At 52.0% G+C, this 23707-nt stretch carries 21 protein-coding genes and 4 pseudogenes; 2 read left to right on the forward strand and 23 right to left on the reverse strand.

The window, feature by feature from the left end:
- Positions 1-70 precede the first annotated feature (70 nt).
- The 3 genes and pseudogenes from HLB35_RS14615 to HLB35_RS14625 form a co-directional block, all read right to left on the reverse strand.
- Complete coding sequence (locus tag HLB35_RS14615; protein WP_171703142.1) at positions 71-292, reverse strand: hypothetical protein; 222 nt, start codon at positions 290-292, stop codon at positions 71-73.
- A gap of 75 nt (positions 293-367) precedes the next feature.
- A pseudogene (gene uppS / locus HLB35_RS14620) lies at positions 368-1062 on the reverse strand (polyprenyl diphosphate synthase).
- A gap of 423 nt (positions 1063-1485) precedes the next feature.
- The gene (locus HLB35_RS14625; RefSeq protein WP_171703143.1) at positions 1486-2229 is read right to left on the reverse strand and encodes an ElyC/SanA/YdcF family protein; all 744 of its coding nucleotides are present in this window, start codon (positions 2227-2229) and stop codon (positions 1486-1488) included.
- Between the two features lie 178 nt (positions 2230-2407).
- On the opposite strand from HLB35_RS14625, the pseudogene HLB35_RS17605 reads away from it, so the two are divergent.
- Positions 2408-2557 (forward strand): annotated as a pseudogene (locus HLB35_RS17605) (IS4 family transposase); the annotation flags it as partial.
- A 35-nt stretch (positions 2558-2592) separates the two neighbouring features.
- On the opposite strand, the pseudogene tnpA reads toward HLB35_RS17605, so the two are convergent.
- Positions 2593-2937: pseudogene (tnpA, locus tag HLB35_RS19010) on the reverse strand (IS66-like element accessory protein TnpA); the annotation flags it as partial.
- Here tnpA and HLB35_RS14635 point away from each other — a divergent pair.
- Positions 2916-3443 carry an RNA-guided endonuclease InsQ/TnpB family protein gene (locus tag HLB35_RS14635; RefSeq protein WP_328732161.1) on the forward strand — a complete coding sequence of 176 codons (528 nt, stop codon included), beginning with the start codon at positions 2916-2918 and terminating at the stop codon, positions 3441-3443. The pseudogene tnpA and the gene HLB35_RS14635 overlap by 22 nt on opposite strands.
- Before the next feature lie 53 nt (positions 3444-3496).
- On the opposite strand, the gene HLB35_RS18575 is transcribed toward HLB35_RS14635, so the two are convergent.
- The 19 genes and pseudogenes from HLB35_RS18575 to HLB35_RS14715 form a co-directional block, all read right to left on the reverse strand.
- Entirely contained in the window at positions 3497-7003 is a 3507-nt protein-coding gene (locus tag HLB35_RS18575) for a DEAD/DEAH box helicase (RefSeq protein ID WP_171703145.1), read from the reverse strand.
- Between the two features lie 103 nt (positions 7004-7106).
- The gene (locus HLB35_RS16645) at positions 7107-7616 is read right to left on the reverse strand and encodes a hypothetical protein (RefSeq protein WP_216601578.1); all 510 of its coding nucleotides are present in this window, start codon (positions 7614-7616) and stop codon (positions 7107-7109) included.
- A 23-nt stretch (positions 7617-7639) separates the two neighbouring features.
- Positions 7640-8122 carry a hypothetical protein gene (locus HLB35_RS16650; RefSeq protein WP_216601579.1) on the reverse strand — a complete coding sequence of 161 codons (483 nt, stop codon included), beginning with the start codon at positions 8120-8122 and terminating at the stop codon, positions 7640-7642.
- Positions 8119-8709 (reverse strand): AAA family ATPase, encoded by a 591-nt coding sequence (locus tag HLB35_RS16655; protein ID WP_216601580.1) that lies wholly within the window; start codon positions 8707-8709, stop codon positions 8119-8121. Before HLB35_RS16655 ends, HLB35_RS16650 begins: the two co-directional genes overlap by 4 nt.
- 384 nt (positions 8710-9093) lie before the next feature.
- Positions 9094-10773 carry an ATP-binding protein gene (locus HLB35_RS14650; RefSeq protein WP_216601581.1) on the reverse strand — a complete coding sequence of 560 codons (1680 nt, stop codon included), beginning with the start codon at positions 10771-10773 and terminating at the stop codon, positions 9094-9096.
- A gap of 372 nt (positions 10774-11145) precedes the next feature.
- Positions 11146-11352 carry a hypothetical protein gene (locus HLB35_RS16660; RefSeq protein ID WP_216601582.1) on the reverse strand — a complete coding sequence of 69 codons (207 nt, stop codon included), beginning with the start codon at positions 11350-11352 and terminating at the stop codon, positions 11146-11148.
- Positions 11353-11678: 326 nt separating this feature from the next.
- Positions 11679-11879, reverse strand: coding sequence for a hypothetical protein (locus HLB35_RS14660; RefSeq protein WP_171703146.1), 201 nt, complete (start codon positions 11877-11879; stop codon positions 11679-11681).
- Positions 11880-12016: 137 nt separating this feature from the next.
- Positions 12017-13629: pseudogene (gene tnpC / locus HLB35_RS14665) on the reverse strand (IS66 family transposase).
- Between the two features lie 44 nt (positions 13630-13673).
- Positions 13674-14030: an IS66 family insertion sequence element accessory protein TnpB gene (tnpB, locus tag HLB35_RS14670; protein WP_171703147.1), complete on the reverse strand. Its 357-nt coding sequence runs from the start codon at positions 14028-14030 to the stop codon at positions 13674-13676.
- The gene (locus HLB35_RS14675) at positions 14027-14239 is read right to left on the reverse strand and encodes a hypothetical protein (RefSeq protein WP_171703148.1); all 213 of its coding nucleotides are present in this window, start codon (positions 14237-14239) and stop codon (positions 14027-14029) included. Before HLB35_RS14675 ends, tnpB begins: the two co-directional genes overlap by 4 nt.
- A gap of 414 nt (positions 14240-14653) precedes the next feature.
- Entirely contained in the window at positions 14654-15376 is a 723-nt protein-coding gene (locus HLB35_RS14680) for an efflux RND transporter periplasmic adaptor subunit (RefSeq protein ID WP_171703149.1), read from the reverse strand.
- Between the two features lie 36 nt (positions 15377-15412).
- Positions 15413-16408: a preprotein translocase subunit SecA gene (locus HLB35_RS17615; protein ID WP_328732163.1), complete on the reverse strand. Its 996-nt coding sequence runs from the start codon at positions 16406-16408 to the stop codon at positions 15413-15415.
- Between the two features lie 32 nt (positions 16409-16440).
- On the reverse strand, positions 16441-17274 hold the full coding sequence (locus tag HLB35_RS17620) for a hypothetical protein (protein ID WP_328732146.1): 834 nt from the start codon (positions 17272-17274) through the stop codon (positions 16441-16443).
- A gap of 110 nt (positions 17275-17384) precedes the next feature.
- Positions 17385-19535, reverse strand: a complete 2151-nt coding sequence (locus HLB35_RS14690) for an HlyD family efflux transporter periplasmic adaptor subunit (RefSeq protein WP_171703150.1) — start codon at positions 19533-19535, stop codon at positions 17385-17387.
- A 3-nt stretch (positions 19536-19538) separates the two neighbouring features.
- Complete coding sequence (locus tag HLB35_RS14695) at positions 19539-20684, reverse strand: efflux RND transporter periplasmic adaptor subunit (protein ID WP_171703151.1); 1146 nt, start codon at positions 20682-20684, stop codon at positions 19539-19541.
- 188 nt (positions 20685-20872) lie between these two features.
- Complete coding sequence (locus tag HLB35_RS14700; protein ID WP_216601583.1) at positions 20873-21454, reverse strand: hypothetical protein; 582 nt, start codon at positions 21452-21454, stop codon at positions 20873-20875.
- A gap of 60 nt (positions 21455-21514) precedes the next feature.
- Entirely contained in the window at positions 21515-22063 is a 549-nt protein-coding gene (locus HLB35_RS14705) for a hypothetical protein (protein WP_171703153.1), read from the reverse strand.
- Between the two features lie 26 nt (positions 22064-22089).
- On the reverse strand, positions 22090-23322 hold the full coding sequence (locus HLB35_RS18580; protein WP_171703154.1) for a calcium-binding protein: 1233 nt from the start codon (positions 23320-23322) through the stop codon (positions 22090-22092).
- Positions 23316-23693, reverse strand: a complete 378-nt coding sequence (locus tag HLB35_RS14715) for a hypothetical protein (RefSeq protein WP_171703155.1) — start codon at positions 23691-23693, stop codon at positions 23316-23318. The genes HLB35_RS18580 and HLB35_RS14715 overlap by 7 nt, the downstream gene beginning before the upstream one ends.
- Positions 23694-23707 lie beyond the last annotated feature (14 nt).

Raw genomic sequence — 23707 nt, forward strand, 5'->3', positions numbered from 1 at the left:
GATTTTGCGCGAGATACCCGGTACTTCTAGTGCCGGGAGGGATAGCGCGTCGCTCGTAAGGCGACTTGTATTACGCCATCGCCTGCTCCGCGTCTCCTTTTTGGTTACTGGATGGTCTGAGGTGATAGCCGTAGCCATCGCCGAGTTGTATCACGGTGCAGTGCTTGTGCGAGAAACCTCGTATGGCACCGTCTTTGGTCTGGACGTTGAAGAAGCTGCCGGTCTTGCGAACGGACGCACGGCCGGTATGGATGCCGGCTTTTTTGCCGTTCGGCATCACAACTTTCACCATGTCGCCGGCCTGAAAGCCATGAACCCGTTTCTGCCAATTCCGCTTGCATTCAGCTGAAGTTTACGCGGATTTTTACTAAACACCCTGAGTCTCGATTTGCTGACCTGTCATGCCGAAACGCCGCTGGCGCCGGGCAAAATTTATCAGAGCCTCATCTAAAGTATCAGCATCAAAATCTGGCCATAGTACAGGCGAAAAATACAGCTCGGCGTAGGCCAGCTGCCACAGCATGAAGTTGGAAAGCCGTTGCTCGCCACTGGTACGGATACAAAGATCAATTGGCGGCACATCATGCATTCTCATCGCCTCACACATACGCTCCTCGTCAATATCGTCAGGCAAAAGTTTACCTTCAGCAACCTGCTGAGCCAGCTTGCGTACCGCGTTAGTGATGTCCTGTTGACCACCATAATTGACCGCAACAACAAGATGCATTCCCTTGTTATGGGCAGTCATTTCCTCAGCCCGGCGTATATGTTTTTGTATAGCTTGTGACAAACCCTGTCGATTACCAATAATCGTGAGACGAATATCGTGAGAGTGAAGCTTTTTAACTTCACGCTTCAATGCGCTCAAAAAAGTTCCATTAATACGTTAACTTCTGATGCAGGCCTTTTCCAATTTTCACTGGAAAAGGCGAATAGGCTCAAAGTTCCAATACCTTGTTCAACAGCACGTTTAATAGTTTTGCGTACAGCTTCAGCACCAACATGATGGCCACGCATACTTGTCTGACCACGCGCCTTTGCCCAACGGTTATTGCCATCCATAATTATAGCAACGTGTAGAGGGTTCTGGTCGGCACTCTTTTCCTCATGATCATCGGGGGTCTGTGTGTTTTGAAATGGCAATAGGGTCATGAAGCTCTTGCACCAGTAGGTCAAAAAATTTAGCGAAAGCCTGTTGGTCGAACAGTACTTGGAAGGCTAGGGCAAGCTCTAAGAATAGAAACTCTCACGCCAACAAACGGCAGAGCTGCTATTCCACGACAGATACTTGCAAGAGAACGATGCCCAGAGCTCAAACATATCCTGCTGCAACAAAATATCTATGACAAGCCCGAATTCTGATACGCCCCACGCTTCGCACTTTGGGCAAGGTGCCAAGGTTCGAGCTGGTAAGGGCGTTGTGGACACGCCCATGACCATCACGCATATCGATGCGCGGTTGTCGTTAATGACTGCCCGGGTCGACTAATGCTCGCGCCCTACCATCAAAAGTCCAAGGGCTTCATAGATACCCCGCTCGGTTTTACGCAGATGGCGAGCAGAGGGCACCCAGTAGCTCAAACCGTTAGGCTCATGGTATTCGCCCAGGTAATGCGTTGGTGCGGCAACCGGCGACAACCCCACGGTTTCAAAATGACGCATGGCCCGTGGCATATGAGAAGCAGACGTCACCAGCAAGATTCGGGCGCCGGCGCCCAGACGTTCACGAACTGCACTGGCTTCCTGACCTGTGTCCGTGGGCCAATCCAGTGCCTGAAGTGCCTCTTCGTGCACACCCAGCGCTTGGGCAGCCTCAGCATAGCCTTCAGCGATTGGCGCTTCACCGGCACGCCGGCTAGCACCAGTCAAAATCAAGGGTAATTCCGGCACCTGCCTCCACAGTCGGATGCCTTCCACCAAACGCATGGTGGAACTATCATTCAACTTCGACGTGTTGGCATAGGGAGCATGGGGCTGCCAACCGCCACCCAGCACCACGATGGCCTCAATCGGCGCTTCGTCCGCTAGCAAGGAATCATCCGCCAATGACTGAACCGGCTGGTAACGTGTTTCCAAAGGGGCCAGCAAACGCTCGGCGACTGGCCCCCAACTGGCCAGAAACAACACAGCCACTCCCAACCCAAAAGCCGCTGCACCTGCCTGCCGATACCGCCCCCAAAACAAGAGGCCACCCAGCGCCAATAGCGCAAAGGTAATCGGTAACGGCATGATCAGCTGCGCCCCAGAGTTTTCAGCAAAGGGTACATTATTGTTCCTTATTCAAAAGCGCGTAAAACCTGAGGGATCTCCACGAATATTTCAATAAAATCAGCAGGTAATGTTGAAGGAGCCTGCATGAGTCGGCATGTTGTTAATCGCCAAACAAACAATATGCCTAAGGAGACCCATGCAGGCCCCACGATTCTTACACAATTGGCTCACATCAGCACTCCCCTCAATACATGCCAAACGCCTTCAAGCGCTTCTGGATACGGTGGGTGCCTTGCTGACGGATCGTCGATTGGGGTTAACAGCGCTCGGGCGTGCTTTGCCAGGGCCGGTTGACGGCCATTCGACAATCACGACGCCTTTAGCCCTCGGTATCGACAGGCGAATATAGTCCACCTCACTATTATGTCGAGTGCTCCCCGGTGCAGATGTGCCTGATATTGGCACTGGAACGAACGCAGGTGGATCATTTCTGGACGTCTGCCGACGTGCTTCACGAATCCACTTGTGTACCAGATTCGCGTTCAACGCATTCTCTAACGCGATACCGGCCACCGATGCGCCGGTCTGTTGGCAGGCGTTGATAATACGGGTTTTGAATTCTGGACTGTAACGGCGGCGCTTGCGAGGCGCTTGCGAGGCGCTTCCAACACGCTTAATTCGGTCATGGGAGTGTCCACTAAGAAATAGGTGGACATCTACCGTCAAGGAAATCGCGGTCCAGCGGAAGGTGTGTTCACCGGTCGCATACCGCCAAGGCGCACGAGCGTCTGGCGAATACCCGTGCTGACTTCCAGCACAAGCTGTCTCGACAACTCATTGACGATAACCAAGCGGTGGTGGTCGAGACCTTGAAAGTCAAAAACATGCTGAAAAACCGCAAGCTGGCCAAGCACATTGCCGATGCCAGTTGGTACGGCCTGATCCAAAAGCTGGCATACAAGGCAGAAGCCCAGGGCAAGCACCTGGTCAAAATCGACCAGTGGTTTGCCAGTACCAAGACCTGTGCTGGCTGCGGTCACAAGGTCGATAAGATGCCGCTCAGCATTCGCACCTGGGATTGCCCAGGTTGCGGCACAAAAGGCATTGACCGTGACATTAACGCCGCGATCAACATTCGCCAGCAGGGCATTATCAAACTACGAGCCGAAGGACTGTCGGTTCCTGCCAACGGAGGCATGCGTAAATCCGGCCACGCGTCGGTTGCTGCCTAAGAAGTTGGAAGCCCCGCCCGTGGCGCGTCAGCGCCTAGGACGGGGAGCAGTCACTATGAAACTGGTGCGAACAGCAATGCCAGGTCTTCCTCATCGAACAGCGGACCATCACTCTGGCGCTCAGCACCACCTTCAAGGATGGAAGCAGCCAGATCCGCCTTGCGTTCTTGCAGCTCATGGATGCGTTCTTCAACGGTGCCAGCACACATCAGTTTGTAAACAAACACGGGATTTTGTTGACCCATGCGGTGAGCACGGCCTGTCGCTTGCGCTTCTACGGCAGGATTCCACCAAGGGTCATAGTGAATCACTGTATCGGCTGCAGTAAGATTGAGCCCGGTGCCACCGGCCTTGAGGCTGATCAAAAACACGGGAATCTCACCCTTCTGAAAAAACGCCACTCGCTGCGTGCGAGTCTTTCCAGGAGTGTCACCTGTTAGCTGAGTGAAGGGAATATCTGCTTTTTCCAACATTTTACTGATCAACCCTAGCATCTCAGTAAACTGTGAAAATATAAGAATACGCCGTCCCTCAGCAACCAGGGGAGGCAGCAGCTCACGGAGTTGTTCAAGCTTGGCCGAGTGTTTCACCTTTTTAGCGCTATCGAGCTTTACGAGCCGTGGATCGCAACAAACCTGGCGCAATTTCAGCAACGCATCCAACATCACGATACCTGAGGCAGCCAGCCCTCGTTCAGCCACAGCTTGCTGTACCCGCTGATGTTGCGCCAAGCGTAGGCTCTCATAGAGTTCCCGCTGAGCACCACCAAGTGTAACCTCACGACGGGTCTCGGTGATCTCAGGCAACTCAGCGAGCACTTGTTGCTTGGTTCGGCGAAGCATCAAAGGCGCTATGCGACGCGATAATTGCTCGCTCACCGCTTTATCACTCTCTTTCTCGATCGGCGTGCGAAAATGCTGGCCGAACCACCGCTGGTTACCCAGCGCCCCTGGCGCCACAGCATCCAGCTGAGCCCACAGCTCGCCCAAATGATTCTCTAATGGCGTGCCAGTCATTGCCAGGGCACGCTTGGCGTCAATCGCGCGAACGGCGTGGGCAGTCTGGCTAGCAGCGTTTTTGATCGCCTGGGCTTCATCGAGCACCAGCAAGCCAAAGGCCGTTTCACCTAAACGCTTAACATCGCGGATCAGAAGTGCATAGGTAGTGATTACTAGGTCAGCATGAGGTAGCGCCTCTTCAAACTGGCGTTCGCGCTGTGCTTTGCCACCCTGCAACGCTACTACCTTGAGGCTCGGCGCAAATCGCGCGGCTTCAGTGCACCAATTACCCACCAAGCTCGTGGGGGCAATGACCAGGGTCGGGCCTTCCAGCCCACCACGGGCACGCTCGTTGAGTACATGGGCCAATATTTGCACAGTCTTGCCAAGCCCCATGTCATCGGCGAGGATGCCTCCGGTGCCCAGTTCGGAAAGAAAACGCAGCCAGGCCACGCCATGCGCTTGGTAGTCGCGCAACTCACCTTTAAAACCCGGAGGCATTGGAATACGTGTCGGCAGTTCACGTAGGCGCTGCGCCAAGGCCGTTACTTCCTCACGCCCAGACCAACGCTCGTGCTCAGCCAAGGGTGCCACTGCTTCAGCCGCCGTCAGCGGTAGCCTCACCCCTGATTCAGGGTCACTCTCATCCCCCAGCCAATCTAGGATCGGCATCATCAACGCCCGCAGCCGAGCAAGGGGAAGCGTCAAGTAGCGACGTTCTCCTAGCTCCAGCGTCCAACTTGCATCGCTAGCTTCGTTATCGGTGGGTGCCAATGGAAAATCAGCGCGCTTGAGCAGTTGACGCAGAATAGGCAAAAGATTGAGCCGCTCGCCTTCCACTTCGATATCCAAGGCCAAGTCGAACCAACCGTTGCTGGCCGATTCTAGCTCGCCGCGCCAAGCCTCGGGCTCTAGAAAGGTGGGCGCTTCAGGAAACTCATCACTGAATGCGATCAAGCAACCAGCTTGGCGCAAAGCCTCGATCATCTCCCACCATTCATCAGGACCGGCGAGATGCGTCGACCACTCAATGGCACTTGAAGGCGGTGTACCTTCCAGAGGTAACAGCAGTGTCCAAGGCGGTAGTTCCAAATGTTCGGGTACGGTAGCCTCTTGACTTAAATGCTCCAGCGTCACCATGCCTGAGGGTAGATCGCGCACCAGAGATCGCTCCATTTCCGTATCGCGCTGAATCGTTAGCCGTTTGCCCTGACGGTATCCTGTCGCTTGATGACTTTCTTCCGGTGGTACTTCAATGCCATCGTAGTTAAAACTCACTACGGCGGCCCCCACCTGAACCCAGCGCGGCAGTGGCGCACCGTGACGAAAGCCAAGCTGACCTTCCGCCACACACATCGTTACTTTGAGTTGGGGAGTAATATCCTTGAGCGTTTGCTCTTCTATCCTCATAGGGGTTGGCAGCTGCTCTGCCAAAGCTGATGTCTGATGAAGTCGCTCACCCAGCCATTCACTGATCTCCGGTGGCAACGGGGGCGACCGCTGCAGCCTGTCCAAGAGCTCGGGCGCACCGTCCATTCGGCCGAATTGCTCATGTTCGAGATCAAGGTAGCAAAGACCCCGACCAACCCGGATAATCATCGCTTCAGAAGAGAGAAAATCCTCTGGCACCGTGGCCGGTTGCAGCCGCTGCATTCCTTCACTATCCGTCTGCCAACGAGGTGCCAGCTGACAGACGTCACCAACGTCAAGCTTTTTGCCTGTCTGCTTGCGATGAAAGAGCAAAGGCGGTGTTTCACTCTCTATCAGCGCCCATAAGGCTCGGGCCTGAAACGCATGAGACACCAGTACCCACTTGTGTTGCGTACTTGACCAGCTCACCACATGCTCACCATGCATCAACTGGTCGAGGCACTCCTCTTGCTCAGATAACCAGCCCGCTTCAGGTGCTGGTAACAGAGTGCCCGATGAGCTTATCTCGATGGCGCGGGGTGAAACCCAGCCAGTCCCGCGGCTCTTCTGTTTAGAGGGGCGCAACCACACGGGTAATACTGAGAGAACAGGTGTTTGGCTCGCTCGCTTATGACTATCTAAAAACAGCGCGAGTCGGTACATCGCCTCAACGCGATGCCCATTACCCACAGGGGCCGTGGGCTGCGACAGTTCCTTGATCCAGTTTTCCCAGCGCTGTTTAAGCCATGCTTGATCACTTGAGGTCTCCATGGCGTCAGAGGGTGACGGTGTTTCTACAGAAGTATTAGGCGTATTACTCATCTGGTTAAGGAAAGTCTGGATCAGGGCGACAGCATGCTTGCACTTCATACTTACAGGACAACTACACTCGGTGATGAACTCCTCCCCCATATCCAAGACATTAAGAGTAATCTCAGTCTGATAGGGTCGCCTCTCAGTGCCTTCTACTGCTCCCGACAATATCAGCCACTCTTCATCACGATATAAGCTAATCTCACCCAGCACACGACCCTCACGGGCATAACGTTTACCGCGCTGCAACGAATTAGAGTCGAAAAAATGTTGCCAATTATATTGTTGAAAAGCGATAAACAACGCCATGGCATTATTTACGTGAGTGCGATCAGACACAGCAACCTCGTAGAGTCAGCAAACAAGACTGTTATTGGAAAGAAGTCACTTTGTTTTGGCAACCTGTGATTGGGTCTCTGCCCCAGCGCTAGGCCAACGATGACTACGCTCCCCAGGTACCGATATGCCAGCCATGGCAGTGCGCCTCGCTCTGCCAGATCTTATCGTCCCACGGCACCTGTTCATTGCGGTTGAAGATTACCAGATGCGCTTCATCTGCCCCCACACGGTCAGCATAGTCGGCGGTCTGCTCCAGCCCCTTGGCCAGCACTGCCTCGCGGCTTTGATGCTGGAGTTTAAGCTCAATCACCACGCGCTGCACCAAGCCGGTAAAACATTGTGTTTCATCCAGCGGCCACTCGATGAACAGGTCCGTGCGCTTACGTCCTAGGCCATATTCACGGCTGATACGCCCGCCGCCATTGATGATCCGCTGCAAAAACGCCTGCATCAACAGCTGCGGCCCAGCCTCTTTATACTGAAAGCGCTCCAACCAGCTTTCGGCGTGTTCACGGAAAAACTGCTGGAACCCTGCCAGCAGTGTTGGCATATCCAACCGGCGCTCCGGCGTTAAATACCACGCCTGCTCCTGGTTTGGGATGCGCGTTTGCATGATCCAAGTGAGATCTCGCGGAATCACTTCACGATAAATCCGGTTGCTGATGCGTAGCGAGGATAAGTCTCGATCAAACCCAGGTCTTCCACATACTGCTGATCGTCCGGCGCGATGTTCTGAATCTCCAGGCTCTCCTCGCTGGAGAGCAGCGCGCTCATCACCCGCTGTACCCGCGGCTCGCGCAGTTTATCGGTCAGTTGATCCAGGTGGGTGGCGCGGGATTGAATCAGCTTTTCACGCGCGCTGCGGTAATCTTCCAGCGTCAGTAGACGAGAGCGCTCCCGAGCGGGCTTGAAACGCCACGTCAGCTCGTAGCCCAAGGCATTGACCAGCCACGGCTGGCCACGGGTATCCTCCCATAGTTCAGGAAAAATTCGTGAATCGAAAGGCTGCCCGGTGGCTTCGGTATGCTGGCACCAAAGCTGCTCGCACTCTTCATACGTAAAACTGCCCATACGCAGGGATTCAGCCTTAATATTGAAAGCGCTACCACCGGTAATCACCTCGGCGCCTTCCTGGTGCAGGCGGTAGTCGCGTACATCGCGGACGCCGCACAGGATAATCGACTGAGGAAACGCCGCCGGGCGCTGGGCATAGCCAGCACGGATCTGGCGCAGCAGAGAATGAGCGTATCGCCTACCAGTGCATCCACTTCGTCCAAAAACAACACGGTAGGTAATGCGGACTGCTTAGCCCAATAACGCAACAATTGCGTCATTTGATCCTGAGGCTGTTCATAGCGGCCGGTTTCATGCCACCAGACATTCACCGCTTGCGTGCCCAGATAATCCTCAATGCTGCGTGCCAAGGCACTACAGACTGTGGGAATGCCTTTGCTTTCATCTCCTCGCGCGGCCTGCGCCCCTTCGATGTTGGCGTAAGCACAGGCGTAATCACCCTGTTCGTTAAGCGCCTGCATCATCGTCAATAGGGTGGTGGTTTTGCCCGTCTGGCGCGGGGCATGAAGCACAAAATAGCGTTTTTGCGCGATCAGGTGCTCAATATCTCCCCAATCCACGCGACTAAGCGGGTCAATGTGGTAATGGTCCGCCGGAACGGTGGGGCCAGCGTTATTAAAGAAGCGTTCCATATGATAATTCCCTGCTTGGCGCAGCCTTGGTGTCGCTTTCAGATTAACACAGCAGGTTCGTTGTTATGGAAACGCGAAAGCCTCAGAAGTTGTGTTGATCCCGATTTTCGGGCCTGCGCGTAACATCACGGACACCGCTGCCCGCCTGCGGCGGGTTGGTGGATTGCTTCGCGAATCCACCCTACGAGTACCCACGGATGATGATCGACGCAATCCACCAATGCCGATGCCTGCGCGAAATATCACGGGCACCGCTGCCCGCCTGCGGCGGGTTGGTGGCTTGCTTCGCGAATCCACCCTACGAGTACCCACGGATCATGATCACCCGTAGGATGGATTCCCGGCGTCATCCGCCTGGCAAACAGCCTGAACGAACTAATAAACTCACCGGCGGATAACGACGCAATTCACCGATTCACGCACATTGCACAACCCCGTCATTCCCACATGCTCTTGAGGATTGCTACGCCCCCAAATACCAATTCGCCACCCATGGCAATGCGCTTCGCTCTGCCAGATCTTATCGTCCCACGGCACCTGTCCATCGCGGTTGAAGATCACCAGATGCGCTTCATCTGCCCCCACACGGTCAGCGTAGTCGGCGGTCTGTTCCAGCCCCTTGGCCAGCACTGCCTCGCGGCTTTGGTGCTGAAGCTTAAGCTCAATCACCACACGCTGCACCGGGCCGGTAAAGCCCTGCGTCTCATCCAGCGGCCACTCGATGAACAGATCCGTGCGCTTGCGCCCTAAACCATATTCACGGCTGATCCGCCCGCCGCCATTAATGATTCGCTGCAGAAACGCCTGCATCAACAGCTGTGGCCCGGCCTCCTTATACTGAAAGCGCTCCAGCCAGCTTTCGGCGTGTTCACGGAAAAACTGCTGGAACCCCGCCAGCAGTTTTGGCATGTCCAACCGGTGCTCAGGGGTCAGATACCACACCTGCTCCTGGTTGGGGATGCGCGTCTGCATAATCCAGGTGAGATCTCGCGGAATCACTTCACGATAGATCCGGTTGCTGATACGTAGCGACGGTGTGGTCTCGATCAAGCCCAAGTCTTCCACATACTGCTGATCGTCCGGCGCGATATTCTGAATCTCCAGGCTCTCCTCGCTGGAGAGCAGCGCGCTCATCACCCGTTGTACCCGCGGCTCGCGCAGTTTATCGGTCAGTTGATCCAGGTGGGTGGCGCGGGATTGAATCAGCTTTTCCCGCGCGCTGCGGTAATCTTCCAGCGTCAGTAGACGAGAGCGTTCCCGGGCGGGCCTAAACTCCCAGGTCAATTCATGCCCAAGCCCATTGACCAGCCACGGTTGGCCACGGGTATCCTCCCACAGTTCAGGAAAGATACGGGAATCGAAAGGCTGCCCGGTGGCCTCGGTATGCTGACACCATAACTGCTCGCATTCTTCGTATGTAAAGCTGCCCATACGCAGCGACTTGGCTTTGATGTTGAAGGCACTGCCGCCGGTGATCACCTCGGCACCTTCCTGATGAAGGCGGTAATCGCGCACATCGCGGACGCCACACAGGATAATCGACTGCGGAAACGCCGCCGGGCGCTGTGCATAGCCAGCACGGATCTGGCGCAGCAGAGAGATGAGCGTATCGCCCACCAATGCATCGACTTCATCCAGAAACAGCACCGTGGGTCTATCCGTCAGTGCCACCCACGCCTCCAACAAACGGGTGAGAAGATCCTGCGGACTGCTTCCCCGTTGGGTGGTAAGCCACGCCTCCAAGGACGCCTCACCAAGGTAAAGCCGAATAGAACGCACAATGGCACTACACACAGCGGGAATCCCTTGTGTCTCATCCCCTCGCGCTGCCTGCGCCCCTTCAATGTTGGCGTAAGCGCAGGCGTAATCACCCTGTTCGTTAAGCGCCTTCATCATCGCCAGCAGCGTGGTGGTCTTGCCCGTTTGGCGCGGGGCGTGGAGCACAAAATAGCGCTCCTGATCAATCAGATGCTTAATATCATCCCAGTCCACGCGGCTAAGCGGGTCAATATGGTAGTGCTTATTTGGTTTGGTGGGGCCGGCGTTATTGAAAAAGCGCTCCATGGTACTCTCCTACTTAGCGCAGCCTTGGTGTTGTTTTCAGATTAACACAGCAGGTTCGTTGATATGGGAACGCGAAAGCCTCAGAAGTTGTGTTGACCCCGATTTTCGGGCCTGCGCGAAACATCAAGGGCACCGCTGCCCGCCTGCGGCGGGTTGGTGGCTTGCTTCGCGAAGCCACTGTCAACAGCCATCTATTTTGACCCACCTTACGCAATATCCACAGGTCATGATCCCCGTAGGGTGGGTTTTCGGCGTCATCCGCCTGGCAGATAGCGTCAACCAGGCAATACATTCACCGGCGGATGAACGGCGCAGTCCACCCATTCACGCACATTGCACAACCCCGTCATTCCCGCATGCTCTTGAGAACGGCTACGCTCCCCAGGTACCAACTCGCCAACCATTGCAGTGCGCCTCGCTCTGCCAGATTTTATCGTCCCACGGCACCTGTTCATCGCGGTTGAAGATTACCAGATGCGCTTCATCTGCCCCTACACGATCGGCGTAGTCGGCGGTCTGTTCCAGCCCCTTGGCCAGCACTGCCTCGCGGCTTTGATGCTGAAGCTTAAGTTCAATCACCACACGCTGCACCGGGCCGGTAAAGCCCTGCGCTTCATCCAGCGGCCACTCGATAAACAGATCCGTGCGCTTGCGCCCTAAACCATATTCACGGCTGATCCGCCCGCCGCCATTGATAATCTGTTACAGAAACGCCTGCATCAACAGCTACCGCCCAGTTTCCTTATATCCTCGAAAAGTTTGACATCCTCCCCAATGAAAGGGACTCCTCCCCTCCTGAAGCTTCGAGGAGCTATATTGATAGTGAACACATAAATCAATGGGAAAAGGGGAAGAGTCATGAATCAGAATACGGCGATTGGCATTGATTTGGCAAAGCGAGTTTTTCAAGTGTGCATCATCGACACACGTAACCAACAGGGTGGCACCGGTAAGCCGCGTACGTTCAAGCGTTTTTCCCAGAGCAGCAGATCGGCTAAGGTGAGTCCCTGTTGCGTCGCGTATTCGTTGAGAGACATCTCCCGCACTGAGGCGTGATACAGATGCCCGAGCCAAAACGCCTGCATGGCATTGAGTTCTTGGATCATGAGGCTCTCCTGGATTTAAGAGAACCTCAGTGTGGTCAGTAAAACGCACTATGAGAAGATGTGGTTAATGGATCGTTTACGTTGCCGAGCACCGAAAGATGTAAACGATCCACTAACCGCATCTGGGCAGGTATCGCTTAGGCGGGTAATGTGTCCTTCCAGTACCAGGGTAGCAGCGCCGTGAGGTCGTCGTCTTCGTCAAGTGTGGGCAGCATGTCGAAGACGTATTGCAGATAGTCGTAAGGTGAGAGGCCGTTGGCTTTGGCCGTTTCGATCAAACTGTAGATCGCTGCACTCGCCTGAGCACCGCTTGACGTATGGCTGAACAGCCAGTTCTTGCGGCCGACCACGAAGGGACGGATGGCATTTTCGGCCGGATTGTTATCCAGCGGGATGCGCCCATCGTCGAGAAAGCGGGTGAGTCGATCCCACTGACCATCCAGGTAGTGCAGTGCCTTGCCCAGGGCGCTTTTCGGGAGCACCGCAGGCAGTGATTTATCCAGCCAGGTGCGTAACTGCTCGATGATTGGCCGACTTTTCTGCTCGCGCAGCGCGTGACGCGCCTGGGGTGCAAGCGCTTTGGCCTGTTTTTCCACGGCGTAGAGTTTGCCCATCTGGTTGAGTCCCCAGTCGGCCTTGCCGGTTTTACCTTTGAGTTGCACCTTCTGCGCCTCGATGAACTTGCGACGGGCGTGAGCCCAGCAACCCGCGTGGGTGATGCCATTACGCCGCACAACCTCGGCATAACCTTCATAGCCATCGGTGACCAGGCAGCCGTTGTAATCGCCCAACAAGCGTAGGGGAACACGGCCGGCACGGCTGGGGTCATAGTCGAACAACACCACCTGTTGCCCAGGCGGTCCACCGCGTTGCACCCACATATAAGATTGGGTGCTGGCCTTACGGCCTTCTTCCTGACTCACCTGTAGGGTGGTCTCATCCATGTGGATCAGCGGCGCCTTCAGCAGCTGCGTACGTAGCGTTTCGATCAGCGGCAAGAGGCGTTGGCCCGCCTGCACCATCCAGCGGGCCAGGGTGTTGCGGGGGATGTCAGCGCCGTGGCGAGCAAAGATCTGGCTCTGCCGGTAAAGCGGCAAGGCATCCTGGTATTTCGCCGTAGCGACATAGGCCAGCAAGGTGGCGCTAGCATTGCTCTTGGGCAGCAGCTTGGCAGGCACCGGGGCTGTCTTGACGTTTTCTTCGCAGGTGGGGCAGGCGTATTTGCGTCGCACATGACGGATCACTTCCACCCGTGCAGGTATCACGTGAAGCTCTTCGCTGACCTCTTCACCAATGACCTTAAGCTCGGTGCCGTCTTCAGCGCAGCAACGTTCAGTATCGTCCAACTCATGCACCACCTCGACGCGGGGCAGTTCAGGTGGCAAGGCGACGCGCCCGCCACGGGTACGCTTTTTGGCCGGAGGTGCGGCATTATCAGACGATGCTTCAGACGCGTCGTCATCGTCGACGTCAGCGTGCACTTCATCCGCTGCACGCTCGTCTTCGTCGACGATGAGCTCGGCCTCATTGATCAGTAGGTCACCCTGTTGGATGCCGTACTTCTCCGTTGAAGGGCCAAATTGGCGTTCCAGTGCCAGGCGGAACTGCTCATAAAGCGACTGTTTGGTGGCTTCCCACTGCGCTTCTTTTTTTCCATCAGGCGATGAAGTTGCGCGATCTCTTCCTGCTGCGCTTTGATCTGGCGCTGCAGCTGAGAGATATCTTTGGTGGGGGAAGCCGTGTTTTTCATGCGTCAGAGCATATCAAAAAACACCTTGAAAGAGGAGTAAAAAATCATCCAACACACTGAAAATCCAATGCTTTATGAGGCTTCATGGCGTTCAAGTCATAGCCGTCCAGCAACCAGTTAAGTTCCTGGCCGGTTAACGTCACGGCGTCACCGTCCAGGTGCGTTGGCCACTTGAATCGCTCACGCTCCAGGCGTTTATACCAGACCACAAAGCCGTTACGCTCCCAGAACAGCAGCTTAATCTTGTTTCGCTGGCGATTGCCAAAAACAAACAGCGCCTTATCAAACGGGTTCAGCTCCATAGCCTCCTGGACCAGCAACGCCAGGCCATCAATCTGCTTGCGCATGTCCACCGGTTCGCGGCACAGGTAGACGATCAGGTCGGTACTGGGGCGGATCATGGCGTCACCGTCACTTGCACAAACCGGGCAGGCCGATGACGGGGTGGCACCGGTAAGCCGCGTACGTTCAAGCGTTTTTCCCAGAGCAGCAGATCGGCTAAGGTGAGTCCCTGTTGCGTCGCGTATTCGCTGAGAGACATCTCCCGCACTGAGGCGTGATACAGATGCCCGAGCCAAAACGCCTGCATGGCATTGAGTTCTTGGATCATGAGCTCTCCTGAATTTAAGAGAACCTCAGTGTGGTCAGCAAAACGCACTATGAGAAGATGTGGTTAGTGGATCGTTTACGAACCTCAGTGTGGTCAGCAAAACGCACTATGAGAAGATGTGGTTAGTGGATCGTTTACCGAAAGATGAAAAACAGGTCAGACCGGCCTTCTCAAAACCTGTCGAAGGGTTGGGCTCTTAGAAGCCACCTCCCCTCTGAGGAGAGAAGGCGCGCGTCATTCATTAGGGTCAGGGGTTAGCTACCCCACTAAGAGACCGACTATACGCACGCATCGGCTTACGTTTTTCAGACATCGGCGCTTGCAACCGGGGAGGAGTCCCTATACTCCCTTCGCACTTCGCGACTCAGGAAGTGGTTTTACGCGCTTCTGGATAAGAAAAGCCGCGCATTCTGGTCAAAAATAGCAATTAATACCCGGAGGAATGATGTAATCAGAATTATCCAAATCCAAATAAACCACAAATGTGCCACTTGAAGGATCGAAACGATCAACATTTGTGACTTCAGCAGACATTGTTCTAGACACAGGCTCAGTTAAGTCAACATCTACTGTTTCACCTACTGAAAGCTGGCCAAATGCACTCAGAGGAAGCACAAGTTCAATCTCAAGTGGGTTAATTTGCATAAGCTGCATTACGGGAGTGTTATCTATGTACTCACCTTCTTCACTATCTAAAGAAGCAACAATTCCTGAGAACGGGGCCTGAATTAATCGATTTGCTATCCTTGCTTCTGCTAAATTCGCTTGTAGCCTCGCCACGCTAAGCTCGGTATCTATTTCATCACGCTCGCTTTCACTTAAGATACCTCTCTCAATTAGTCTTTGATTTCTCTGCAGTGTACGTTGCGCAAAAGCGACACGGGCAGACTCAAGCGCGAGACTTGCTTCCTCAACGTCAGTTGTAAGGCTAAACAGTAACTGACCTCTTTCGACTTCTTCTCCACGTTGCACGTCTATCGTGCTTAATAACCCTGGTACTCCACTAGACAGTACAGCGAATCGACTAGGCCCTACCAAACAACTAACTGCCTCAGTGCTTGCTTGTGCTGCTAATGGCGCAACAAGCAAGGCAATTACTGACAAACAAGATGATGTACGTGTATATATTTTCAACATATTAATTCAACCTACTCTTATAAAAATTACACATGCTTACTCTAGACGACCGCTAAACCCTAGTCGCTCGCTACTTTTCCAATCAGCTCGCAGCATACGGGCACGCTGTTGAGCATGTCGCTTCTCACGCAAACGCTGTGCTTTTTTTTGCCGCTGATAAAGTCTACCCACGTGTTTGTGCCATCCTTGCAGTTCGTCCAAAATAGTATCTTCTTCGCTGATAGCCCATTCAATTGAGCCAGGATCTCCTTGCCTTGCACATCGTCCTTCGATTTGACGATCAATTCTTGCCGCATCGTGGAAACCTGCCGCTATAATATGCAAGCCACCTAAAGCTTTAGCAGCATCGTCAAGCTTTATATCGGTGCCACGTCCAGCTATGCTAGTAACAATGGTTACTGAACCTGAGTATCCAGCCCGGCCTATAACATCTGCTTCATTACTATCTTGACGGGCGTTCAATACGTCATGGTGAGATATATAGTCTGCTAATAGCTTAGATAGCTCTTCAGAGTCATTGACATTAACAGTAGTAATTAAAACCGGCCTACCCTCACGTGACTTTTCTAAAGCTTGCTGAGCTACCCACTTCCACCGAGAGCCATTGTTATCAAAATTATGAACACTTCCTTTCTGGCGACGATTTTTTTGGTGAGGAGGAATAGCTAAAAAGGGGCGCCCATAGGTTTGCCAAAGTTCCTTTTTCACTTCTTTTGCTGTGCCGGTCATTCCCGAAAGGTGATGATAGCGACGAAAAAAACGTTGGAAGGTGATTTGCGCAATGGTCTCGTTAGGTGGCGTACGTTCACAGCCCTCAAGCACTTCTAGCAACTGCTGTAACCCTTTAGCCCAGCGCCTATCTGAAAGTACCCTACCATTGTGCTCATCAATAATGAGTATCCTCTTATCCTTCACCAAATAGTGGCGGTCTTTGATGATTTGATGCCTAGCGACAAGCGCCTGATGAGCGAGCCACTCCAGTTTTGCTTTTTGTATTGAATTATGCTGCTTTATCTTATTTTTACAAGCTATTTCATCTAAGAGTACGTTTTTTCCTTTAACAGTTAAAAAAGCACGCTTTTTTCAATATCAAAGTGCTCTCCTTTCTTAAAATTTTCTGTAATTTCAAGAGCTGCAAGAATCAATGAAATGTCAATATCGTGATTTTCATTATCCTCAGCCGATAAAATTAACGGAGTCCTCGCTTCATCAAGTAACACGCTGTCGGCTTCATCAACGATAGCAAAATGCAGCCCTCGTAGCAGTAGTGAGCGTATTGCAAGACGGCTTTGTAAATTCGCAGCGTGCGCCTGCAAAGGTGAGCGGACATGATCGAAACGTTTTATATCACGCAGATAATCAAAAACAAGTTCTTTACTGGTGCAATACGTAATATCAGCACCGTATGCCTTTCGACGCTCAGCATTAGGCATAGCGTGTACAACTGCATGGACATTTAACCCAAGACGATCATAAATTGGCATCATCAACTCTGCATCACGTTGAGATAAGTAATCATTAACGGTGACAACATGCACAGGTATACCTGCCATTGCAGCAGTGGCAGCGGCTAAGGTTGCCGTTAACGTCTTTCCTTCACCTGTTTGTATTTCAGTCATGCAGCCACGCATTAGTGACATGCCGCCTAGTAGTTGAATATCCCTATGAGGCATTTGTAGCTCTCTTCGAGCAACTTCTCGTATTAACGCAAAGTTATTGATCACGTTGGTAACGTTGATACCCGTTTTAAGCAAGTGTCGTCGTTGATTCAGAATAAGCTGATCTAGCGCTGCATCGCATAGCGGTTCCAGCTTCTTCCCAGAGCGATGGATAAAGGGAAGAAGTGTTTTCAAAGCAAAAAGTGACAGCGCAGAAGGAAAACGAATATACGCTGTCACCCATGACCACAGCTGTTCTAACCAGCCAGGCGGTGGTACCGTTTTTTCAGGCCGGTCAACACCATTAATAGGATAGCGATTAATTCCAAAAACATGGTATTAGCCTAATGTTATCGGTCAAAAAGTGACAAAAAGTTTCGCCTAATATTGTCCCAAAGCCGGAAACCTAAAGGAGAAGGCGTATAAACCAGCTTGATAAACACACGACCTTCAAGCGCTAGAGGTATTTCAGAGCGGATCAAAGGAGTTGCATCAATATCCAATGTGTAGTGCTGTCGATATGCCATAGCTTCTTGAGTCTGCTCAGGATCTAACGCTACTTGCCCCCCACCTTGTCTCGTAAGGGTAATGCTGGGTATTTCACGTGTAGCGCCTGGAGATATTGCCAATAGCTCGCTTTTAAATTCGCGATCACTTCCTGGCAACCTCAGCCTAACTGCTTGTAAATCGCTCACGACCTGAGGCTGTAAGTAACTAGGCAATAGTGACCTAATACGTAGATCACTGTCTTGCACAACAGCTCCAATAGTTTGGCCCTGTGCAATATGTTGACCAAGATCGATGCGTTCTTGGCTCAGTCTTACTTGACCGCTTCGAGGACTCACTATGCTTGTGCCGGCAGCACGTAATTTAGCGTCAACAAGTCGGCTTTCAACCAAACTTAAATTTTCTTGCTCAATAGCAATTAATTGAGGGTCGCGCACCATTGCCTGCATACGAAACTCCGCCTCTCGTCTCTGACTTTCAAGACGAGAAACTTCACTAGCCAACTCAGGCGCATAAAGGTCAGCCATCAACTGCCCTTCTTCGACGTAGTCTCCATCCTCAACCCACCATTGACGGAGCTCACCGGAAGCACCGGCACGTATACTCGTTGGCTCCCGACTATCTACCACACCGTGAATTACCGAAGAATGGGGAATCGGCACAAGAAAAAACCCTACCAACAATATGAGCAAAACGCTTACAAGCAAAATCCACGCTCGCCTTTTTAAGCCTTCCAATTGCGTGCCCACCACCATCTCCTTTAATATTTTAAAGCTCGGTAATATGAGAGCCATATACAGAGACCAAATAGCAAGTACCACCCCTATAAAGAAGTAGCTAGTCGCTACAAAAATAGCGATAAACACCATCAGAAACATGCGATAAATAAAAGAAGTGATTGCATATATAACAAGCCAACAGGACTCTTTCTTAGAGTCTGCCAAGCTTGTTACATCACGTTTTTTTAGTAAAAAGCGCTTAATGAGATATCCGAGCTGTTGATTTGCACGCTGTCCAAAATTAGGAATTTCTAACCAGTCTGATAATACATAATAGGCATCAAAGCGCAAAAGAGGATTACCGTTGAAAAGCAGTGTAGAAATCCCTGAAATAATCATAATGTTAAACATTATTGAACGCAGCAAACCTGGCTCTGCTAATACCCATACTAACATGGCTAATGCTGCTATAAACAGTTCTACTAAAATACCCGCCGCACCCACTAACATTCTTTGGTGTTTATCCGGGCATACTGCCACTGCTGATGCGTCAACGTAAGGCACTGGAAAGAAAACTAAAAACATGATGCCGATTTCATGTACTTCTCCTCCTGTGTCTTTCGTTGTCCAAGCGTGTCCCAACTCATGAATCACCTTAACAGCGGGATACACCAATGCCATGAGCAGCAAGTTGTTCAAGCCTAGTACTCTATCCGCAAGATTATCCGTTAACGCTTCCCAGTGAATGGCCGCCAATACAACTGCAAAGCCAACAACAGTTAACCAAATCAGAGCTCCCCAGACGCTTAACAATAGTCTTACATAAGGGTAAGTGACATTAATAAAAGCATCTGGATCAACTAGAGGAATTTTCACGCCTAGAGGAGAACGCATTATCTGCTTAATCTTTTTCAACCGCCCTTGTCGATTGCGATGTGAAAGTTCGTCGATATCAATATCGTGATACCCTGCAAGAATATTAGCATGATGTAATTTCGCTATGAGCCCTATTAGCTCATCTTGTGTAGGCACATCATCGCCAATTTCATGACTCACCTCATCCCAAATGTTCTGCAACGTAGACGAGCCATCAAGCCGACCAATCACTTGATAAGCCTCGGGTGTAAAACGGTGAGCTTGCCCCGTGAGAGAGTCAAATAATACATACCAAGGTGCACCACGATAATCATGGCGATGTATGCTGGTATGTTTGCGTAGTCGTGGTGCAAGGTGAGCAACACGATGCCATTGATCGCTATAAAGTGAAGCACTCATGAATCACCAAATGCGCCATTTAAGCATCAATAGCCACTCTCTTAGTTCACGCGTCCAAATACTAATTTGCCGCTGCTCACCAAGAGGCACACGTCCAATCCCCTCCATACCCGACCGAAAAGAAGGATCGTCATCCAATAAAACAGCTTCGACAATAAAATAATTATTACCCTCGCGTTGACGCGTTTCATGTGTAACGCGTTGTATTTCAAACTCAAATTTCCTGTCTGTTAAGGCAGCTAACAGTAATTGCCCTCGCTGCCCCTCCTCTATATCGACTACTCTGGACTCGTTTACCGCCAGTTCTAGACGATAGCGTCCTTCTGGCGCTATACGAAACAGCTCCTCTCCTGGACTAACAGCACTCCCCAGCTGTTGTGTTAGATCGCCCTCCACTATCACCCCATCGAACGGAGCTTCTAACGTCGACCGCTGCAAACGTGACTCAACAAGCTCTAAATCTGCTTGTGTTTGAGCGCGCTGTGCATCCAAAATATTTAAAGAAGCTCGATCTCCCTGCGCCCTTAAACTTTGTGCTTCGCTTTCTAACTGAGCCAGCCGACTCTGATGTTGCAATTGTTGAAGACGAAGGTCGCGCGTATCCATAAACACCAACGCCTCTCCAGCACTGACCCGATCACCAGCACGTGCTTGTGCTGTATCTATATATCCCTGAAACGGAGCTGAAATAACGTGCTGAGACTCACTAAGCAAGGTGGCATTTGCAGCTTCATGAGCCGTGCCTGTGGCAAAATAAGCGTACCCCACTACGCCAGCTACGCTAATAGCAGCAAGTTTATAACCAAGATGCCCTGCACCTAACAATGCAGCAAACTGACCGCGTATAGCAACTAACATTTTTAGCAGTAAAGGACGGTCGTTGCGTCGTTTTTCTTCTAGCGCACGCACACTTAACGCCATCACACTACTTAATGCTTCAATTTCAGTTAAGGTAAAGGGGCTTTCTCTTTCAATTGTCAGCGCTGCTTTAACACCTGTTTGATCGGCAGACGGAATCGTCAACACGTGACTAATATCCGTCAATTGTGATAGAGAAAAGTGGGCTCGATTGACGGCAGCCACATCACTGCCAAATTCGCTGCTACTTGGCCACACAACAGGTCTTTGTTGATCAAGCGCTTCATCCATTGACGTTTCCGTTGCGCGGATGCGGTTCATCTTCCGGTTAAAATTAGCACTATGCGAGATGCTAGTAACTTTGGTTCGTGCACCTGAGCGCCAACCTAAACTCACCCGTTCAGCGCGCATTAATGACGCTAATTTAGTCGTCAGCTGTAGGGCAGCAGACACATAGGTAGGTTGCTCCAACACAGCAGCTAAAAGCGAAAAAAGTCGCTTTGCTGCTGCGTAGATATATGAGCTTTTAGCGCTTCACTGGAGAGACATTCCAGTTCTAGCCCCGAGACACTGTCTTCTAAATGATATAGAAACGTAGTGAGATAACGCTGATTGGACGCTTGAGTAGATCGGTATGCGATATAAAAAGCGACCGCACCTAATACGTGCCCCTCACTCCCCGGGGAGCGATCAACAATAGGATAGCCAACACCAATATCATTCCCTATAGCGACCGCTACACCTTGGGCAGCCTCTAATGATTGGTTTGCAACATCAAGTAACCCAACACCGTCCGCCTGTGATGGCCACAGAGCTATGGGCAGGTACTGCCCCTCTTGTTCCCATAACGCGATGCCTTCAATAAGGTGCAAATGCGTATGTGCACTAACCAATCTATCAGCTTGAAGATCTAGCCATTGCTGTATGTCGCTCGCCTCTGTCGCTTGAGATATCTTTCTTTCGCTGCTATGCCATGACAAGCTCATTAGCCACCTTGATTTTTTTGCGGAGATGTCATTTTTTCCAGTGTCGCGCAGCGGACTCACGACGTAGCTTTTCAAACCTATCCGTAACATTCGCCTTACTACGCTGATGTGCAACTGCTAATGCAGAAGCACCGCTTACAGTGGCAAGCCAGCCGGGGGAAGTCCCTCGAGATCGTCACTAATGACAGCATTACTTTCTGGAGCTTCCTCGCCTACCGAGACCTCTTCTTCTATTGCGTCCACCGGCTCCGTCAATGCTTCATCACCCTCTGATGCTTCTATAATTTCTTCTTCAAGCGCGGGGCTATTTAGCTCTGCCTCTAGAGTCTCTTCAGCACTAGCGGCATCCGCTAACGACTCACTTGATGTCTCTATCATTTCAGTATCCTGCACATTGCGCAGGCTTTCCGTCGCAGCGACTGCCGTTGCGCTAGCAATACTGGAACGTAAACTTCCCGACTGGCGCTCCATCCATGCATCAACCAAGTGAGCAATATGATTAGCGCTATACCTCACGTCCCTCTCCATTGAGAGCGCGCTATCTGTGACATTCAAAGAACCAAACACACGATCTATAACCACTGGCTCAGGCGTTGGTGCCTCAGTCCTATTAGCACTATACAGCTTTTCAAGAGTAGCCCTAATCAAGTCGCTACGGCCATAGGAAATAGTTTCGAAATGCAAGATTCGCTCTTGTTCGTTCGGGTCGCTTACTCCAACTTCAAAGAAACCATAGTCGCCAACAAAGATATCTGTAGAAAAATTAGCATCAAACTCATCTTGGCCGGCTCCCCTATTGCGATGTTGTTACCACCGCCCGCAAAGATTTGGTCGTTGCCGCCCTCAAAAAGACTTTTGGAGTCGATAAAGAGTCGATCCGCTGTGCGAATTACGCGCCCGAAGTCACCAAATAAGATGTCATTTCCGTCGTCACCTCGAATAATGTCATCACCGACTCCACCCATTAATATGTCACGACCAGATCCGCCGATGAGCTCATTATTGGCACCAAGGGCAGGGTTGCCGGTCTCTACTCGAATGTAACGGCCGTTATTATCAGCTACGATCAAGCCGTCATCACCAATAACAATCGATTCACCTGCGGCATTGATAGTTTTATTTACCCCAATCCCTGCGATGACGTAATCACGGCCTGTACCTGTTTCAATCGTGTTATTTCCAGCGGTTGGAGCGTCGACATCAAGGCTTTGCAATAAACGTCGAATACTGTTGTCACCTTTGATAAGACCGTTGTTACCTATGACGCTATTATCGCCTCCTTCTAGTTCAATGGTGTTATCACCTGTACCGCCAATAACCCAGTTATCGCCTCCAGTACTTTCGATCGTATCGCCTGCACCGAACGCAAAATCAGTGCTGAGAAGTCTAGTAACTACACCCAGACTATCGAACATCATTTTACCGCTATCGCCAATAATACGGTCGCGTCCCAAACCTGTTGTAATTGTATTTTCGCCACTGCCGCCTACTGCAAGAACAGTGCCTGCATTAACAATGATTTTGTCGTTTCCGCCTGACTCAGGCGCAATGCTTTCAACGAGGTGAGGCAGTCCCTTATCACTCCAATTAATACGACCGTTATCGCCCATTAGGATATGCTCACTACCTTGAGCTACATCGGTGATTTCAAGGGTGTCGTTACCCGCACCGCCGAGCCAGGTGACATTGCCGGCGTTAACCGACACGGCGTCATCGCCGCCTTCTTCAAATGCAAGGCTTTCAGCGCTGGTTAGGACACTATCGTTAATCCAAGCCAGCTGGGCATTATCGCCCATCAGTACATGGTTGCTGCCTTGATGCGCATCGGTGATTTCAAGGGTGTCGTTACCTGCACCGCCGATCCAGGTAACGTTGCCCGCATTGACAAACACGTCATCATCGCCGCCGATATTCGTGGCGAGGCTTTCGGCGCTGATTAGCACGCCGTCATCCGTCCAGCCCAGCTGGGCGTTGTCACCATCAGCACATGCTGACTGTCTTGGTCAGCGGCGGTGATGGTTAAGCTGTCATCACCCACACCGCCGATCCAGGTGACGTTGCCTGCATTCATTGTGACGGTGTCATTACCGCCCTCATCAAACGCGAGACTCTCAGCGCTGACTAGCACGCCGCCATCCGTCCAGCCCAGCTGGGCGTTGTCACCCATCAGCACATGCTGACTGTCTTGGTCAGCGTCGGTGATGGTTAAGCTGTCATCACCCACACCGCCGATCCAGGTGACGTTGCCCGCATTGACGAACACGTCATCATCGCCGCCAATATTCGTGGCGAGGCTTTCGGCGCTGATTAGCACGCCGTCATCCGTCC

The organism is Vreelandella azerica (assembly GCF_013112225.1).
GTDB classification, from domain to species: Bacteria; Pseudomonadota; Gammaproteobacteria; order Pseudomonadales; family Halomonadaceae; genus Vreelandella; species Vreelandella azerica.

Bases quoted from the DNA above. Each gene is read 5' to 3' on its own strand.
- tnpB (WP_171703147.1), bottom strand. From the start codon at position 14,030: ATGATCCGCCCCAGTACCGACCTGATCGTCTACCTGTGCCGCGAACCG.
- HLB35_RS14660 (WP_171703146.1), bottom strand. From the start codon at position 11,879: ATGATCCAAGAACTCAATGCCATGCAGGCGTTTTGGCTCGGGCATCTG.
- HLB35_RS14680 (WP_171703149.1), bottom strand. From the start codon at position 15,376: ATGTTGAAAATATATACACGTACATCATCTTGTTTGTCAGTAATTGCC.
- HLB35_RS14695 (WP_171703151.1), bottom strand. From the start codon at position 20,684: ATGGATGAAGCGCTTGATCAACAAAGACCTGTTGTGTGGCCAAGTAGC.
- HLB35_RS14650 (WP_216601581.1), bottom strand. From the start codon at position 10,773: ATGGAGCGCTTTTTCAATAACGCCGGCCCCACCAAACCAAATAAGCAC.
- HLB35_RS14615 (WP_171703142.1), bottom strand. From the start codon at position 292: ATGGTGAAAGTTGTGATGCCGAACGGCAAAAAAGCCGGCATCCATACC.
- HLB35_RS14675 (WP_171703148.1), bottom strand. From the start codon at position 14,239: ATGATCCAAGAACTCAATGCCATGCAGGCGTTTTGGCTCGGGCATCTG.
- HLB35_RS14690 (WP_171703150.1), bottom strand. From the start codon at position 19,535: ATGAGTGCTTCACTTTATAGCGATCAATGGCATCGTGTTGCTCACCTT.
- HLB35_RS16645 (WP_216601578.1), bottom strand. From the start codon at position 7,616: ATGCAAACGCGCATCCCAAACCAGGAGCAGGCGTGGTATTTAACGCCG.
- HLB35_RS14625 (WP_171703143.1), bottom strand. From the start codon at position 2,229: ATGCCGTTACCGATTACCTTTGCGCTATTGGCGCTGGGTGGCCTCTTG.
- HLB35_RS16655 (WP_216601580.1), bottom strand. From the start codon at position 8,709: ATGGAACGCTTCTTTAATAACGCTGGCCCCACCGTTCCGGCGGACCAT.